This window comes from Massilia sp. PWRC2, assembly GCF_049896725.1.
Lineage (GTDB): Bacteria > Pseudomonadota > Gammaproteobacteria > Burkholderiales > Burkholderiaceae_D > JAFCUW01.
In genome coordinates this window covers 137666-153154 of sequence record NZ_JAFCUW010000011.1, presented here as the reverse complement: position 1 = coordinate 153154, position 15489 = coordinate 137666, and the positions used below count along the sequence as shown (strand labels likewise).

Sequence of the window (15489 nt, the reverse complement as noted above, 5' to 3'; positions counted from 1 at the left end):
CGGTGCTTAATCCTTGGTCACGCGCAGCAGTTCGGCCTGGGTGGTGACGCCGGCACGCAGAAAGCGCTCGCCGTCCTCACGCATGGTACGCATGCCGGCGTTCTGGCCCGCCACCCGGATCTGCGCTTCGGAGGCGCGGTTGTGAATCTGCGCGCTGATGGCGTCATTCGTCTCGAGCAGCTCATACACGCCGACGCGGCCGTGATATCCGGTGTGGCCACACTTGTCGCAACCGACCGCGCGCCAGTACGGGCCATCCGGCTCGGGCTCCTTGCAAAATTCGCACAGCTTGCGCACCAGCCGCTGGGCCATCACGCCAAGCAGCGACGACGACAGCAAAAACGGCTCGATCCCCATGTCGAGCAGGCGGGTGACGGCAGCGGCGGCGTCGTTGGTGTGCAGCGTTGCCAGCACCAGGTGACCGGTCAGCGACGCCTGCACGGCGATCTGCGCCGTTTCCAGGTCGCGGATTTCGCCGATCATGATGACGTCCGGGTCTTGCCGCAGGATCGCCCGCAGGGCCTTGGCAAAGCTCATGTCGATGCGGGCGTTGACCTGGGTCTGGCCGACACCGGCCAGGTCGTATTCGATCGGGTCTTCCACCGTCAGGATATTGGTGGTCGAAGCGTTCAGGCGAGAGAGCGCGGCGTACAGCGTGGTGGTTTTACCGGAGCCGGTGGGACCGGTGACCAGCACGATGCCGTGCGGCTGGCCGATCATCTTGTCGAACTGCGGCAGCAGGTCGGCGCTCATGCCCAGGTGCGACAGGTCGAGCCGGCCCGCTTCCTTGTCGAGCAAACGCAGTACGGCGCGCTCACCGTGGCCGGTGGGCAGCGTCGAGACGCGCACGTCGACCGGTTTACCACCCACGCGCAAGGTGATGCGGCCATCCTGCGGCAGGCGCTTTTCGGCGATGTCGAGCTGCGACATGATTTTAATGCGCGAGATCAGCGAGGCGTGGATGGCCTTGCGGGGCCGGACGACATCGCGCAGGGCGCCATCGATGCGAAAGCGCACCACCGACGTCTGTTCGAACGGCTCGATGTGAATGTCGGAGGCGCCTTCGCGCAGCGACTGCGTCAGCAACGCGTTGATCATGCGGATCACCGGGGCGTCATCGGACGACTCGAGCAAGTCTTCGATGGCCGGCACGTCTTGCAGCAGTTTAGTCAGATCGAGGTCGGCATCGAATTCATCGACCACCTGCGAGGCGTCGCCGCCGGCGCCGGCGTAGGCCGTGGCAATCGCCGCTTCCAGTTCGGCGCGCTCCATGCGGCGCAGCGCGATGCGGCCGAAACGGCGCGACACCTCGGCAATCGCCGCCGGCGCGGTGGCGCCGGAGACCCATACCTCGACCGCATCGGCGCCGCCATCGACGCTGCGTGCCAAGACACCAAAATCGCGCGCGAAGGCATACGGGAGCAGATTACTCATGTGACCAATCCCTTATTTTTGCACGGGCCGGTACACGGGCGCATCGGTGCTGGCCGGCGCACTCGGTGCGGTGGTCGGTGGCTGCACCGGGGTGCCGCTGTCACCAGGGCGCGCCAGCGTGGACGCGCCCGGCCGCGCCGCTGCCGGCAGGTTTTTCTTGATCGGCACCGCGGCCATCGAGCTGCCCACCGGTGGCTGCCCTTCGGACAGCGGCGGCAGGATCGGCGAGCCCAGTTCTTTCACCAGCACGGTGTCGTCCTTGGGCTGCGCCTGGGTGCCGGTGGCGCGCATGTATTCGTAGCGGTTCATCGCCAGGGTGGCACTGTCTTCCTTGCTGCGCACGATGACGGGACGCAGGAACACCATCAGATTGGTCTTGGTGCGCTTTCTCGACTGGTATTTAAACAGGTTGCCGACGATCGGCAGGCTGCCCAGGCCCGGCACTTTTTCCTCGGTCGCACTGGCGTCATCCTTGATCAGGCCACCGAGCACGATGATCTGGCCATCGTCGGCCAGCACATTGTTTTCGATGATGCGGATGTCGGTGGTCACGCCGGCCGGGTCGAGGCGGCTCGACTGCACCACGCTGGAACTCTCGTTGTAGATCGCCAGCTTGATGGTGCCGCCTTCGGAAATCTGCGGCCGCACCTTTAAGGTCAGGCCGACATCGCGGCGGTCGATGGTCTGGAACGGGTTGGTATTGGTGCCGCCAGTGGTGGTGAACTGGCCGCTGATGATCGGCACGTTCTGGCCCACCTTGATGGTCGACAGTTCGTTGTCGAGGGTGAGCATGTTCGGTGTCGACAGGATATTGCCGTTGTTGTCGTTTTCCAGCGCGTGGGCGATCGCCCCCAGGCCCAGCGCGCCATTGATCTGGCGGAACAGACCGATCGACAGACCGGCGCCGGGCGCCGTTTTGCCGTTGCCGGCAATCAGGCCTGCCAGACCATTGCCGCTGGTGGCGTTGAAATTCTGGATGCCACCGACCCGGTAATTGCTGGTCGAATCGCCACTGGCAGCGAGCCACTGGACGCCGAACTCGGACGCCTTGTCGGAATTGATTTCGACCACCAGCGCCTCGATATACACCTGCGCACGGCGCACGTCGAGCTGGTCGATGACGGCGCGCAGGTTGCGGTACACCGCTTCGCTGGCGGTGATGATCAGGGTGTTGGTGGAGGCATCGGCCTGGATAAAACCGGCGCCGGTGGCGCCGCTGGTGCTACCGAGGGTCTGGCCCGGGCTTTGCGCGTTGAGGGTGCCGCCGCCCTGGCCCAGAGCGCCGCCCTGCTGGCCGGCACCTCCTGCGCCACCAGCGCCACCACTGGCGCCGGTGCCAACCGAGCCGCCCGCGGTGCCCTGCTGGGTCTGCGGTAACGAGGTATCCGACGACACCACCGCGCGCAACGTTTGTGCCAGCTTGGTGGCATCGGCATTTTTCAGGTAGACCACGTGGACGTTGCCCGCTTCCGCGGTTGGCTGGTCCAGTTTGGAAATGAGCGACTTGGCGAGATTGGCGCGCGCCGCCGACGGCGCCCGCACCACCACCGAGTTGGTGCGTGGATCGGCCAGCACCGACACGCGGCCGGAATCGCCACCCGGTGCCGGTTCCATCAGGCGGCTGACCATCGCCGCGACATCGCTGGCAACCGCGTAGCGCACCGGCACCACGTCGAGGTCGGCGGAAACGGGGGCGTCGAGCGCGGCAATGATTTTCGACAGGCGGTTCAGGTTGTCGGCGTAATCGGTGATGACCAGGCTGTTGTTGCCCGGGTTGGCCATGATCGAATTGTTCGGCGAAATCAGCGGCCGCAGCACCGCCGTCAGATTGGCCGCCGACTCGTAATTGAGGCGGAAAATCTGGGTGGCGATCTGGTCGCCGCCGATCGGCCGCGCGCCCACCCCCACGCGGGTCGGCGACGATTGCAGCTTCGCTTCCGCTTCCGGCACCACCTTGGCAAAACCGTCACCGGTGACGACGGCAAACCCCTGCAGGCGCAGTTGCGAAGTGAGCAGGGAAAACGCCTGCGATTTCGACAGCTGGCGCTCGGACACCAGCGTCAGCGTGCCTTTGACGCGCGGGTCGATAATAAAGGTCATGCCGGTGTAATGGCCGACCGCCTTGATGACCGACTCCATGTCGGCATTGACGAAATTGAGGGCGGCGCCGGAAGCCGGTCCTTCCTGCGCCAGCGCAGGCGCTGCAGGGAAAACGGCACAGGCGGCGCAGGCCAGCATGGCGCCGGCGGCAAGCCGGCGCAGCGCGGGAACGGAAGGGGAAGGTGTGACCAATTTTGTCTTCATTTGAACTCTAACGCGATAATGTTCTTGCCGCCTACCAAACGGCGCTGGCCCAGCAAATTGAGCATGTTGCCCAGCGTCTCTTCATATCCATCGGCCGCCGCCGCCTGGCCGGCAAAGCGCAGCCGGCCATTGTCGAGCGCGCCGTTACCCGACAACAGCAGGGCGCCGCGCACCGTCGTCAGCAGCAGTTGCGCCTGGGCGCCATGCCAGTCCATCACCAGCTGATAACTGCCCAGCGGCTTGACGGCCGACATGCGCGAACCCATATCACTCATCGACAGCACCGTGCGGCCGTTGACGCTGATCGTATGGCCCAGTCGCAGCAGCTCGAGCGTGGTCCATGACAGCCGCAGGGTGCCGCTCGGCGCCAGCGTGTTCAACGGCGCTCCCAGGCCGGCCAGACCAGCGGCCGGCAACAGCAATTCGGCGGGACTGACCTGCCACTGCGACCAGCTGCCCTCCACGTGCACACTTTGCGAGAACGCCTGCGGGTTGGCCAGGTCGAGCGCCACGTGGCCGAACAGCACCAAGGGCGACAGCTGCCAGCTAAAACGCCCTGGCAACAGCGGCGTCACAGCGCCCCCTTCACCGGGCGCGCCACCGATAAACGCCGAGCCTCGCCACAGCGTACCTTGGGCATCTCCCAGAGTCAAACGGCCACCCGTCTGCTGTTCCACCAGCGGCGCCAGCCAGCTGGCCGGAAAGCCCACCAGTACCGTCGCCAAGGCCGCCAGCACGGCGGCCGCACACCATAGCACAGCGCGCTTCATCGGGCGCCCGGTTCCTGGCGCAGTGTCAAGGTCGCATCGACCTTGCCACCCTCGCCCGCCGCGCTGATGCTGGCGTCCTGCACATTGATGCGGCCGTCGCGGCGCTGGGCGTCGAGCCAGCCGACCAGACTGGCAAACGGCACGCCCGTGAGCGTCAGCTTGGCGAACTCGCCTGTCATGCTCAGCGATTGCGCCGTCATGCCCATTTGCGTCAGGCTGGCAGCGAGCGCTTCACGCGACATCGGTGCCCCCTGCGCTGGCGGCAGGCGCGCCAGCTCGCTCGCTTCCAGCGCCATGCTGCGCAACTGGGCGGCATCCTGGCGCAGCTGCGGCAAGGCTTTTTGCAGCTGGCTGCGGCCAGTAACGGCAGGGTTGATGAACAGCACATAGATCAGCGCGCCCGCCACCACGCCGGCGCCAATCGTCAGCAACTTGCGCTCCTGCGCCGTGCGCGCCAGCCACGCCAGCGTCAGTTGCGCCTTCACCTGGGCAATACGGCTGGCAGCGTTCATGGCTTGGCTCCCGGCGTCGATTTGAGCAGCCACACGGCGGGGGCTGCCTCGGTGAGGTTCAGGTTGCGCGTGGCCAGGCTGCTTTTGAGCTGGGCCAGCACGCCGGGATCGGCCGACTCTGGCTTGATTTTAATGGTCAGGGTTTGCTCCTTGAATTCGAGGCCATTGATGCCCAGCGGGCGCGGCAGCGCGCGCGCCGCTTCGCCGAAGGCTGCCGCCAGCCAGGTAAATTCGGTCGGCCCGACCTGGCCGATGGCGGCCTTGGCGCGCGCGTTATTCATGCGCATCTGCACCATCGGGTCCTGGATCACCGTGTCTTTCGGGTAAGCCGCGCGGAAGGTTTGCAGCATCGCCTGGCGGATGCCATCGGCTTCGCGCTTCATGCGCAGCCACTCGATATTCACGCCGACCAGGTTGACGACCACCGCCAGCAGCGCCAGCGCCATCGGCCAGCGCCAGCGCGCCCAGTCGGTGGCGCGGGCGCCGGCCGCGCCCAGCGCCGGCACCATGTCGAGCGCGCTGGTCTTGGCGCCGGCCACCCAGTGCGCCCAGCTGTCGGCTTCGACGGCAACCGGCGGACTGGCGTCGCCCGCCAGCGCCTGGTAGACAGCCAGCTCGGCGGCCGGCACATACAAGGTCAAGGGGGCGTCGCCGGCCAGCGCGCGCGCCGTTTGCACCGCCAGCTCGGGACTCGCTTCCAGCGCCAGGCCGATACCGTGGTAGAGGCCGTCACGCAGGGTCAGTGCGTGTTGCCCGATCAGGCCGCTGACCTGGCCCGGTGAAATGGGCAGGCACAGCTGGGCGGGAATGGCAGTGACGGCGCGCGCGCCCAGCGCCAGCATGGTGCGCACCAGCGGCTCGAGCAGCGCGCGCTGGACCACGGCGACGCTGCGCACGCCGTCGGCCGACAGCACCGGCGCAGGTGTGAGCACGCAATCGTAAGGGTCGCCCAGCACCTGTTCTTCGACCAGCCCGGGCAGGGCCGCTTTCAGACGCGCGCCCGACAGGGGCGGCGCCTTGACATGCAAAATCGTGACGTCCGCGGCGGCGAGCAGCAGCACCACCCGGCGCACCGCGCCGACCAGGTCGCCCAGGCCGCGCAGGGCGCCTTCGCCCTGCTGGCCGATCAAGCCGCTGTCAGCGACCATGGCATAGCGGGCCAGCGCCCCCTCGCCATCGGCCCGTGCCGGCAGGCGAATATATAAAGTACTCAAACGATCTCGCTTTCTGCGTTTGTTTTTGACGGTGTCAGTGCCATTAATTTTGGCGCGTCCATAGTACCGTGGTCTGACCGCCCAGGTTGGACTCAATCAGCGATTCGGCATCGAGGGCGGCGCGGTCGAGGCGGATGCGGCTGTGGGCCAGAAAATAGCTGCTCATCACGTTCACTTTTGCGCCATCCATGAAGACCGTGCCCGGATTCAAGGTGGTGAAATTGGTCGGGCTGATGGCCGGTGTCTGCTTGCGTTTTTCGACAATCGCCGCGGCCTGGCTCATCGAACAGTTTTGCAGCACGGCGCTGAGCACTTCGGCCGGCGCCGTGTTGACATTCACCGCCGCCGACGCCGGCAACACGATGACGAATTCGCGCAGCCGTTCGACGGCATCGAGGTTGAGGCCGGTGACGGCCAGCAAATCGTTGACTTGGACCAGGCCCATCGGCACGTTGGTGGCGCTGCGGCTGACGCTGCCTTGCGCCCCCGCGGTCGGCGCCGGGTTGGCGCTGGCGACCAGCTGGGCCACCTTGACGGCCAGGCCCGGATCGAGCTGCAGATTGCTCAGCAGGCGCTTAAAAATGGCAATCTGCTCGGCGTCGGCGACGCCGTTTGCGGCCAGCAAATTGAGGTTGTAGCGCGCGGTGGCGTCGCTCAGGCTGCCCGACAGGGTGGCGTTGAACACTTCGTTTTCCAGCCGTTCGCGCTCGATGTACTGGTCGAGCCGGGTCTCGGCCAGTGGCGTGGTCCACACCTGGTCGAGCGAGGTGTACTGGGCGGCCTGGCCGCTGCGGCTTTTAAGAATCAGGCTCGACAGCTCGAGCGCGCCGCGCAGGATCCACTGCGTTTGCAGGTGCAGGCGCTGGTTTTCCATCGAGCGCACCTGCACCTGCTGCTGCCAGAACAGGCTGGCGACGATGGTCACCGCCAGCGTGGTCAGCAGCAAGGCGGTAATGACGGCCACGCCGCGCTGTTGACAGCGATACGTCAATGGGCGGCGCACCATCAGGCGCCGCCGAGCAGAAAGGTTTTGACCATGGGCGCCGCCAGGTTTCTCGTTTGTAGCACCACCTGCAAACCATAACGGGCGCCGGGCGTCACAGCAGCGGGGGCGACCAGCGGCGCCTGGATCGCTTGCCATGCATTGTTCGCCCAGTTTTGCACATTGATGCCCGTCACCCCTGCCTGCAGGGCCACCGGCGCGGTGGTGTCGGCGTCGCTGGTGGCCGCCTTCCACATCACATCGAGTTCGGTCATGTTGCGGGTGGCGCTCGATTCGCGCCGCAACAGCACGCCGTCGCGTACCCGGTACGACACCACCTGCAGGCGGGTCGGTTCATTTTCCACCATTGCCAGCCGCACCATGGTCAGGCGCTCCTGGTCGAACAGCAAGTACGGGCGGGTGCCCAACAACACGCCGTCGACGGGAATATGTTCGCAATCGCTTTGCATCTGGGCGAAGGCCAGCTGCATGCCGCGCGTGACTTCCATCTGTTCGGTGAGCGACACGCGCGCGCGCACGATGCCATCGAGGCCGCGCCAGCCCAGCACGGCGACCATGGCAAGGATGCTGATCGCCACCAGCAGTTCGATCAGCGTAAAGCCGCGTGCAGGCGTCCTCATGGCGGCGCCACCAGTTGCACCAGCTTGACGATGCGGCGCTCGGGGTTTTTCAGGTCATACACGCTCACTTCGACGCGCCGCAACAGGGGATTGGGACTGACCAGCACTTCTTCGTCGCACACCAGCTGCAAATCGCCCTGCGGACAGTCGTATCTTTGCTTGCCGATGGCGGGAAACACGTGTTGCAGGCGCACTTGCACCAGGCGGTTCTCGGCCGACCAGGTGGCCATCATGGCGCTGCGCAAGCCGGCGCTGTTGGCGGCCAGGCTGCCGACCGCGCGCAGCGACGCCCCCAGCGCGGTGCCGACGATGACCAGCGCCACCAGCACTTCGAGCAGGGTAAAGCCACGTTGACTGGGAAAGGGTTGCCGCATCACTGCTCCACCACAAAATGGCCGATGCCGTCGGCGCGGATGGCAACGCGGGCATTGCCGGCCACTAAAGTGAGCAGAAACGGCTTGTCGACCGGCTCGCGGCCAAAGGTGATACGCAGCGGCGCGCCCGGCACGGTGGTATTCGGGTCCATCAGCAGGGTCACCGGGCCATCCTTGAATGCGCGCTGGCGCAATAAATCATCGTCGACGATGGCATCCCAGCGCGTCTCGTTGCGGACAATAAAACGGTATTGAAGCTCGTCAGCCTCGAAGGCGACCAGGCGGTTGCGCACGATGGCTTCATCGCGCGCCAGCTGCAGCAGCAGGGCCAGGCGGCTGGCCTCGTTTTGCAGGTGCTGCTGCGGGCTGGGAATGGCGTTGAGCGAGACCAGCCCCAGGGTGATGCCGATGATGACCATCACCACCATCAGCTCCACCAGCGTGAAGCCACGCATGCTGCGAGTCAAAGGAACAGGCACGCTGGCCTCGGCAAAATAATGGTCGTCAGGTGGCGGCCTGGTTAATCAATCAATTGTCCCAGGAGCCGATGTCGGCATCTTCACCGGTTCCGCCCGGCTGGCCGTCGGCGCCCAGCGAAAACAGGTCGACTTCGCCATGCACACCCGGTTGCATGTACTGATAGGCATTGCCCCATGGGTCTTTCGGCAGCTTGTCGATGTAGCCACCGGCTTTCCAGCCGTTGGCGGCGGGGCCGGCGGTCGGCTTGGTGACCAGCGAGACCAGACCCTGCTCGGTGGTGGGGTAGCGCTGATTGTCCAGTTTGTACAATTTGAGCGCCTGCATCAGGGTCGAAATATCGACCTTGGCGGCAGTGACGCGCGATTCGCCCGTGCGGCCCATCAGCTTGGGCACCACCAGGGCACCGAGAATGCCGATGATGACCACCACCACCATGATTTCCACCAGGGTGAAGCCGCGCGCGCGGCGAATCGAAGGCTTGTTGCGGAAAGCACTATGCATGATGTCTGTCGTCAGTACCGAAAGGAGTGAAGTATAAGGGGGTTTCAGTGGCGGTGGCGCGCTGGCGGCGCTTTTACCGTCGATCTGCAGCCGATTTACACCGGTAAGCTATTGTAAGTGGCGCGCCACCGTGAAGGCGATGGCAGAGCGATATCGTCAGCGCCGGTCAGACACTAGCCACGCGCCGCGCACACCGGACAGGCCGGATCGCGCGCCACGCTGATGCTGGTCCACTCCATCGCTTTACCATCGAGCATCAGCAGGCGGCCCGCCAGCGACACGCCGATGGCGGCGAGCAGTTTTAAGGCTTCCGCCGCTTGCATGGCGCCAATCACCCCGACCAAGGGCGCGAACACGCCCATCGTGCTGCAGGCAGCGTCTTCAAAGCCGGCGCCCGGTGGAAACAGGCAGGCGTAGCAGGGAGAGGCAGCGTCGCGCGGGTCGAATACCGATAGCTGGCCATCGAAGCGGATCACGGCGCCCGCCACCAGCGGCACGCCAGCGGCCACGCAGGCGTGGTTGACCGCGTGGCGGGTGGCAAAATTGTCACTGCAATCGAGCACCACGGTGGCGCCGCTGACCAGTTCGGCCAGGCGGGCACCGGCCAAGCGTTCGCGCACGGCGACGATGTCGATTTCAGGATTGATTTGCAGCAGCGCGATTTTGGCCGAATCGACCTTGGGCTGGCCGATGCGCCCGGTGGTGTGGACAATCTGCCGCTGCAGATTGGTCAGATCGACCTCGTCATCGTCGACCAGCACCAGTTGCCCGACGCCGCTGGCCGCCAGATACAGGGCGGCCGGCGAGCCAAGGCCGCCGGCGCCGATCACCAGCACGCGCGCGTCGAGCAGGCGCTGCTGGCCTTCGATACCGACTTCGTCGAGCAGGATGTGGCGCGAGTAGCGCAGCAGTTGATGATCGTTCACGTCGCCTGATATACCCTGTTCGCCTTATTTGACAGGCTTGCCCTTGATGTCGGCCGGCTTGACGGCATCGTCGCCAGTCTTGCCGTCGAAGGTAGATACGGGCGTCGGCAGCAGCTTTTGCGCATCGACCACTTCGATGGCGGGGGCCGGCGCCAGTTTGACCGGCAAGCCCTTGAAGTGATTGAGCGCTTGTTGCAATTGAAAATCGTCCTTGCCGCCAAACTCGACCGGCTTGCGGTTTTTCAGGGCGGCGGCGCGTTTTTCCATTTCCAGCATATCGATGCGGGTCTTGGTTTCGGCGACCGCCTTGTCGCCTTCGCTGCCCAGGTGACGCTCGAGATCGGCCTCGTGCTCGCGCAAGGCATTAAAACCGTCGTCGTTGGCCGTTTCGTCGACCATCAGGTCGGGCATGATGCCGCGCGCCTGGATCGAACGGCCCTTGGGCGTGTAGTAGCGCGCGGTGGTGAGCTTGACGGCGGTGTCGGGAGTGAGCTGGCGCAGGGTTTGCACGGATCCTTTGCCAAAGGTCTGGGTGCCCATGATGATGGCGCGCTGGTAATCCTGCAGGGCACCGGCGACGATTTCCGAGGCCGAGGCCGAGCCGGTATTGACCAGCACCACCATCGGCACCGTTTTTAAGCCGGCCGGCAATTTGGCGAGCGGATCGTTGCCGCTGCGGCCGACGTAAAATTCGCGGCGCCCATAAAAACTCTGGTTGGAATCGGGCAGCTGGCCCTTGGTCGAGACGATTTCCTGCTCTTTCGGCAAGAACGCGGCCGATACGCCGATGGCGCCCGGCAGCAAGCCACCGGGGTCGTTGCGCAGGTCCAGCACCAGGCCCTTCAGGTGGGGATCCTGGGCGTACAGGGCGCTGGCCTTGGCCGCCAGTTCGTCGAGCGTCTGCTCCTGGAACTGGCTGATGCGCAGCCACGCATAACCGGGTTCGACGATTTTTGCCTTGACACTCTTGACCTGGATTTCCTCGCGGATCAGGGGGATGGTCAGCGCCTTGTCTTCGCCCTTGCGGGCAATCGTCAACAGCACCCGGCTGCCCGGTGCGCCGCGCATTTTTTTGATCGCTTCGTCGAGCGTCAAGCCCTTGATGGCGACGCCGTCGATACGGGTGATCAGGTCGCCCGACTTGACACCGGCACGCCAGGCTGGCGAATCTTCGATGGGCGAGACGATCTTGACATAACCGTCTTCGGTCGACACTTCGATGCCGAGACCGACAAACCGCCCCTGCATGCTCTCGCGCATTTCCTTGAACGCCGTCTTGTCCAGATAGACCGAATGGGGATCGAGCGAGGACACCATGCCGCCGATGGCTTCGGACAGCAGTTTTTTGTCGGCGACGGGCTCGACGTAGTCGGACTTGATCAGGCCGTAAACATCGGCCAGCTGGCGCAGTTCATCGAGCGGCAGGGGCGAGCCGGCGGCTTTCTGGGCGACGGCGGGAAACTGGAACGACAGGGCGACGCCAGCGACCACGCCAAGGCCGATCAGGCCGGCGGTACGGGTGCGTTGGCGCAGTTTGCCAGGTGTTGAAGAAGTCATGCGTTGCCTTAGTGGGGTGCGGATCGCGAGTGAACTCGCGGGTCGAATGTCATTGATTAAAATTTGATCCAGGCGGATGGGTCAAAGGCCTGACCCAGGTGCCTGAGTTCAAAGTATAGACCCGATTCTTCGCGCCCGCCGGTGTTGCCCGCGCTGGCGATGGTGTCGCCCGCCTTGACTACCTGACCGGCCTGTTTGAGCAAGCTTTGGTTATTCCCGTAGATTGACAGGTACTGGCCGCCATGGTCGACGATGATCAGGTTGCCAAAGCCACGCATCCAGTTGGCCCACACCACGCGGCCGCCGGCGACCGCGTGGACGTCGGCGCCCTCGGCAGCCTGGATGAACACCCCTTTCCAGGTGGCCTCGCCCCGTTTGGCGCCGAAGCGGGCGGCCAGCCGGCCCGCCACCGGCGCGCGCAGCTGCCCTTTCAGGCTGGCGAAGGCGCCATCGGGCGCCGCTGGCGCCAGCGCGACGTCGGCCGGCCGCGCCGCCGGTTCGGGCGCGCGCTCGGGCTTCGGTTGCGGCTGCGCTGCCACCCGCGGCGGCTCGTCGTTGTCGATCGGGTCCGGCTGGAAGGCCGGTTTGCCAGCCGGCGCCGTGCCCGGCTTGGGCACGGGCTTCGGCCTGGCTGCTTCGCGCGCCAGCCGTTCGCGTTCCGCCTTGCGGCGCGCGTCGGCCAGCAGGCGCGCTTGTTCCGCGGCCTGGGCCCTGGCGGCGGCGACCGCAGCGAGGCGACGTTGCTCGGCGGCCGCCGCTTCAGCCTGCTGTTTGATTAATTTGGAAAGATTATCGACCAGCGCGCTCATGCGCTGTTCGTCGCGCTGCAAATTGCCCACTTCCTTGCGCTGCGCCGCCAGCTGCGTCGACAGCGAGCGCAGCAATTCGGCGCGGCGGCCCTTTTCCTGTTCCAGCTGGGCTTTTTTTTGCTGCTGTTCGGCAGCAATTTCGAGCAATTCATCGCGGGCGTTTTGCGCCGCTTCCTGGTTGGTCTCGACCGCCGCCAGGTTGGCGCGCAGCGAGTCGAGCAGGCGCGCCTGGGCTTGCGACAGGTAGGCCATCAATTGCAGGTCGCGGTTGATGCGGTTCGGATTGTCGCCCGACAGCAGCAGCTTGATGCGGTCTTCGTTGCCGGCCACGTATTGCTGGCGCAGCAGCTTGGACAATTGCTGCTTTTGCGCGGCGATGGTGGCGCTCAGTTTGGCGCTTGCGACAGCCAGTTCGGCAATTTTGACGTTGGTGTCGGCCTGCTCATCCTTGAGCTCGCGCAGCGCCCGGTTGGCGTCCGAGATCGCTTCTTCGGAGGCGGCCAGGGTATCGGCCGCGCTCTCCTTCTGGCTCTCGGTTTTGCTGATGTCTTTCTTGAGCGACTGTAACTTTTGGACGATGCCGGCGCGATTCGCTTCGGCCACGGCCTTTTGCTTGCTGCGCTCGGTCGGCTTGGCCGGCGCCGCCTGCGCCAAGGCGCAACTGGCCAGGGCCAGCAGCGCTGCGGCGCTTACTTTGTTGACAAAAAAATAAAATGACAAAATACTTACTTCGCCTTACCTTGGTTGGCCACGGCGGCAGCGGCGGCGGCGATGGCGGCGGCGTCACCGAGGTAGTAATGTCGGATCGGTTTGAGATCGGCGTCGAGTTCATACACCAGCGGCTGGCCGTTGGGAATATTCAGGCCGACGATATCGGTGTCGCTGATGCCATCGAGCATTTTGATCAGCGCCCGCAAGCTGTTGCCGTGGGCGGAAATGAGGATCTGGCGGCCGGCGCGGATGGCCGGGGCGATCTCCTTGTCCCACACGGGCATGACGCGCTCGACGGTGTCCTTGAGGCACTCGGTGAGCGGGATCGCTGCCGGCTCGAGGCGGGCATAGCGGGGATCATGAAACGAGGTGCGCTCGTCGCCGGCGGCCAGCGGCGGCGGCGGCGTGTCGTAGCTGCGGCGCCAGACCAGCACCTGGGCGTCGCCATACTTGGCCGCCGTCTCGCCCTTGTCGAGCCCCTGCAGGGCGCCGTAGTGACGCTCGTTGAGGCGCCAGTCGTTGACCACCGGCAACCACACCATGTCCATTTCTTCCATCGTCAGCCACAGCGTACGGATGGCGCGCTTGAGCACCGAGGTGTAAGCGAGGTCAAACGTAAAACCGGCCTCCTTGAGCACCTTGCCGGCCTGTTTCGCCTCCAGCACGCCCTTGGCGGTGAGGTCGACGTCGGTCCAGCCGGTGAAGCGGTTTTCCAGGTTCCAGGTCGATTCGCCGTGGCGCATGAATACGATTTTGTACATAGATTCTTCTGTAGGTGGCAGGTGGATCGGGCGGGCGCGGCCACAAAAACAAGTTGGCCCAATTCGCTTTCGCCTTCTATTTTATAATGCGCAGATTAAGTTAACCCACTGGACGCCTTGTGAAATTTATTCTGGACCATATTTTTACCGTTGTCGTCGTCCTCATTTCGGGCGGTTACTTGCTCTTTGCCGGGCTGGGACGGGGCGGCAAGCGCGCCTCGCCGCTCGAAGTGACCCAACTGATCAACCGCGGCAAGAGCACCGTGGTGGACGTGCGCACCCCGCAAGAATTTGCCACAGGGCATTTGCGCGACGCCAAAAACATTCCGCTGGCAGACTTGACGGCGAGAATCGGCGAACTCGAGAAATCGAAAAACCGCGCCATCGTCGTCGTTTGCCAGTCCGGCGCGCACGCTGGCAAGGCCGTGCGCCAACTGGGCGCGGCCGGTTTTGCCGACGTCGTCCGTCTCGATGGCGGCATTGCCGCCTGGCAGACCGCCGGCTTGCCCATCGCTAAATAAACCAGTTCAGGAGTTTCAACCATGACCACCCAAGCCCACGTTGTGCTGTATCACACCGCCAGCTGCCCCTATTGCGTACGTGCCGAGCGCCTGCTCGAAGCGAAAGGCGTCACCGCCATCGAACGGATTCGCGTCGATCTCGACCCGGAACAGCGTACCATCATGATGCAACGGACCGGCCGCCGCACGGTCCCGCAAATCTATGTGGGCGACACCCATGTGGGCGGTTTCGATGATTTGTATGCGCTAGATCAGGCCGGCCGCCTTGAACCCTTGTTAAATGGGCTTGCGCCCGCCTAAATGGCATGCTGTCTTCTCGCTATTGTTAGCAGGGTTGTTTTGATACAATTACCACCGCATTTGCTCACACGCATATACGGAACGGCGCCCTGCCTTTTCCCTTATCTCTCAACGAAAGCGTTCCATGTCTGACGAAAACCTGCAACCCGTATTCCAAATCCAACGCGTCTACCTGAAAGACATGTCGCTGGAACAGCCGAATTCCCCTGGCATTTTCCTCGAGCAAGAAGCGCCTACCATCGAAGTCTCGCTCGACGTCGGCGCTGAAGCCATCGCCGACGGCATCTACGAGTCGACCGTGACGATCACCGTCACCGCCAAGATCGGCGAAAAAGTCGCTTTCCTGGTCGAAGGCAAGCAAGCCGGTATCTTCGAAGCACGCAACATCCCTGCTGACCAGCTCGACCCGCTGCTGGGCATCGGTTGCCCGAACATCGTCTACCCTTACCTGCGTGGCAACATCGCCGACGTCATCACCCGCGCCGGCTTCCCACCAGTGCACCTCGCCGAAATCAACTTCGAGGTGTTCTATCAGCAGCGTCGCGCCGCCCTGGCCGAGCAGGCAGCCGCCCCGGAAGCGCCTACGCTGAACTAAGCGACGGCGCTACCAGCGAGCGCCTTTGCAAGTTTTCGAGCGGGACAGGCCAACAGCCTGTCCCGTTTTAGTTTGCTGCGCTCACCCTGCTTTTTAT

17 protein-coding genes are annotated in these 15489 nt (G+C 64.5%); 3 read left to right on the top strand and 14 right to left on the bottom strand.

The genetic code is table 11. The features are described from left to right. Window positions 1–6: 6 nt before the first annotated feature. The 14 genes from gspE to gpmA form a co-directional block, all read right to left on the bottom strand. Window positions 7–1434, bottom strand: a complete 1428-nt coding sequence (gspE, locus tag ACP7BZ_RS19885) for a type II secretion system ATPase GspE (RefSeq protein WP_426116368.1) — start codon at window positions 1432–1434, stop codon at window positions 7–9. 12 nt (window positions 1435–1446) lie between these two features. Next, window positions 1447–3738 carry a type II secretion system secretin GspD gene (gene gspD / locus ACP7BZ_RS19880; protein ID WP_426116366.1) on the bottom strand — a complete coding sequence of 764 codons (2292 nt, stop codon included), beginning with the start codon at window positions 3736–3738 and terminating at the stop codon, window positions 1447–1449. Beyond that, window positions 3735–4508 carry a type II secretion system protein N gene (gene gspN, locus ACP7BZ_RS19875; RefSeq protein WP_426116364.1) on the bottom strand — a complete coding sequence of 258 codons (774 nt, stop codon included), beginning with the start codon at window positions 4506–4508 and terminating at the stop codon, window positions 3735–3737. The genes gspD and gspN overlap by 4 nt, the downstream gene beginning before the upstream one ends. Beyond that, window positions 4505–5020 (bottom strand): type II secretion system protein GspM, encoded by a 516-nt coding sequence (gene gspM, locus ACP7BZ_RS19870; RefSeq protein WP_426116362.1) that lies wholly within the window; start codon window positions 5018–5020, stop codon window positions 4505–4507. The genes gspN and gspM overlap by 4 nt, the downstream gene beginning before the upstream one ends. Continuing rightward, complete coding sequence (gspL, locus tag ACP7BZ_RS19865) at window positions 5017–6234, bottom strand: type II secretion system protein GspL (protein ID WP_426116360.1); 1218 nt, start codon at window positions 6232–6234, stop codon at window positions 5017–5019. Before gspL ends, gspM begins: the two co-directional genes overlap by 4 nt. Window positions 6235–6277: 43 nt before the next feature. Further along, window positions 6278–7198 carry a type II secretion system minor pseudopilin GspK gene (gspK, locus tag ACP7BZ_RS19860; protein WP_426116358.1) on the bottom strand — a complete coding sequence of 307 codons (921 nt, stop codon included), beginning with the start codon at window positions 7196–7198 and terminating at the stop codon, window positions 6278–6280. A gap of 41 nt (window positions 7199–7239) precedes the next feature. Further along, on the bottom strand, window positions 7240–7857 hold the full coding sequence (locus ACP7BZ_RS19855) for a PulJ/GspJ family protein (RefSeq protein ID WP_426116356.1): 618 nt from the start codon (window positions 7855–7857) through the stop codon (window positions 7240–7242). Next, window positions 7854–8231 (bottom strand): type II secretion system minor pseudopilin GspI, encoded by a 378-nt coding sequence (gspI, locus tag ACP7BZ_RS19850; RefSeq protein WP_426116354.1) that lies wholly within the window; start codon window positions 8229–8231, stop codon window positions 7854–7856. Before gspI ends, ACP7BZ_RS19855 begins: the two co-directional genes overlap by 4 nt. Continuing rightward, window positions 8231–8686 (bottom strand): type IV pilin protein, encoded by a 456-nt coding sequence (locus ACP7BZ_RS19845; protein WP_426116352.1) that lies wholly within the window; start codon window positions 8684–8686, stop codon window positions 8231–8233. Before ACP7BZ_RS19845 ends, gspI begins: the two co-directional genes overlap by 1 nt. A 73-nt stretch (window positions 8687–8759) precedes the next feature. Beyond that, complete coding sequence (gene gspG, locus ACP7BZ_RS19840) at window positions 8760–9212, bottom strand: type II secretion system major pseudopilin GspG (RefSeq protein ID WP_426116350.1); 453 nt, start codon at window positions 9210–9212, stop codon at window positions 8760–8762. A 173-nt stretch (window positions 9213–9385) separates the two neighbouring features. Beyond that, window positions 9386–10138 (bottom strand): HesA/MoeB/ThiF family protein, encoded by a 753-nt coding sequence (locus tag ACP7BZ_RS19835; RefSeq protein ID WP_426116348.1) that lies wholly within the window; start codon window positions 10136–10138, stop codon window positions 9386–9388. 24 nt (window positions 10139–10162) lie between these two features. Then, on the bottom strand, window positions 10163–11695 hold the full coding sequence (locus tag ACP7BZ_RS19830) for a S41 family peptidase (RefSeq protein ID WP_426116346.1): 1533 nt from the start codon (window positions 11693–11695) through the stop codon (window positions 10163–10165). 56 nt (window positions 11696–11751) lie between these two features. Continuing rightward, window positions 11752–13224 (bottom strand): peptidoglycan DD-metalloendopeptidase family protein, encoded by a 1473-nt coding sequence (locus ACP7BZ_RS19825; RefSeq protein ID WP_426116344.1) that lies wholly within the window; start codon window positions 13222–13224, stop codon window positions 11752–11754. Window positions 13225–13229: 5 nt separating this feature from the next. Further along, a complete protein-coding gene (gene gpmA, locus ACP7BZ_RS19820) occupies window positions 13230–13976 on the bottom strand; it encodes a 2,3-diphosphoglycerate-dependent phosphoglycerate mutase (RefSeq protein ID WP_426116342.1) in 747 nt (248 codons plus the stop codon). A 119-nt stretch (window positions 13977–14095) separates the two neighbouring features. Here gpmA and ACP7BZ_RS19815 point away from each other — a divergent pair, with 119 nt between their 5' ends. The 3 genes from ACP7BZ_RS19815 to secB all read left to right on the top strand — a co-directional run bounded on the left by ACP7BZ_RS19815 (window position 14096) and on the right by secB (window position 15392). Next, window positions 14096–14497 (top strand): rhodanese-like domain-containing protein, encoded by a 402-nt coding sequence (locus tag ACP7BZ_RS19815; protein ID WP_426116340.1) that lies wholly within the window; start codon window positions 14096–14098, stop codon window positions 14495–14497. 21 nt (window positions 14498–14518) lie between these two features. Then, window positions 14519–14797, top strand: a complete 279-nt coding sequence (grxC, locus tag ACP7BZ_RS19810; protein ID WP_426116338.1) for a glutaredoxin 3 — start codon at window positions 14519–14521, stop codon at window positions 14795–14797. 124 nt (window positions 14798–14921) lie between these two features. Next, the gene (gene secB, locus ACP7BZ_RS19805) at window positions 14922–15392 is read left to right on the top strand and encodes a protein-export chaperone SecB (RefSeq protein WP_426116336.1); all 471 of its coding nucleotides are present in this window, start codon (window positions 14922–14924) and stop codon (window positions 15390–15392) included. Window positions 15393–15489 lie beyond the last annotated feature (97 nt).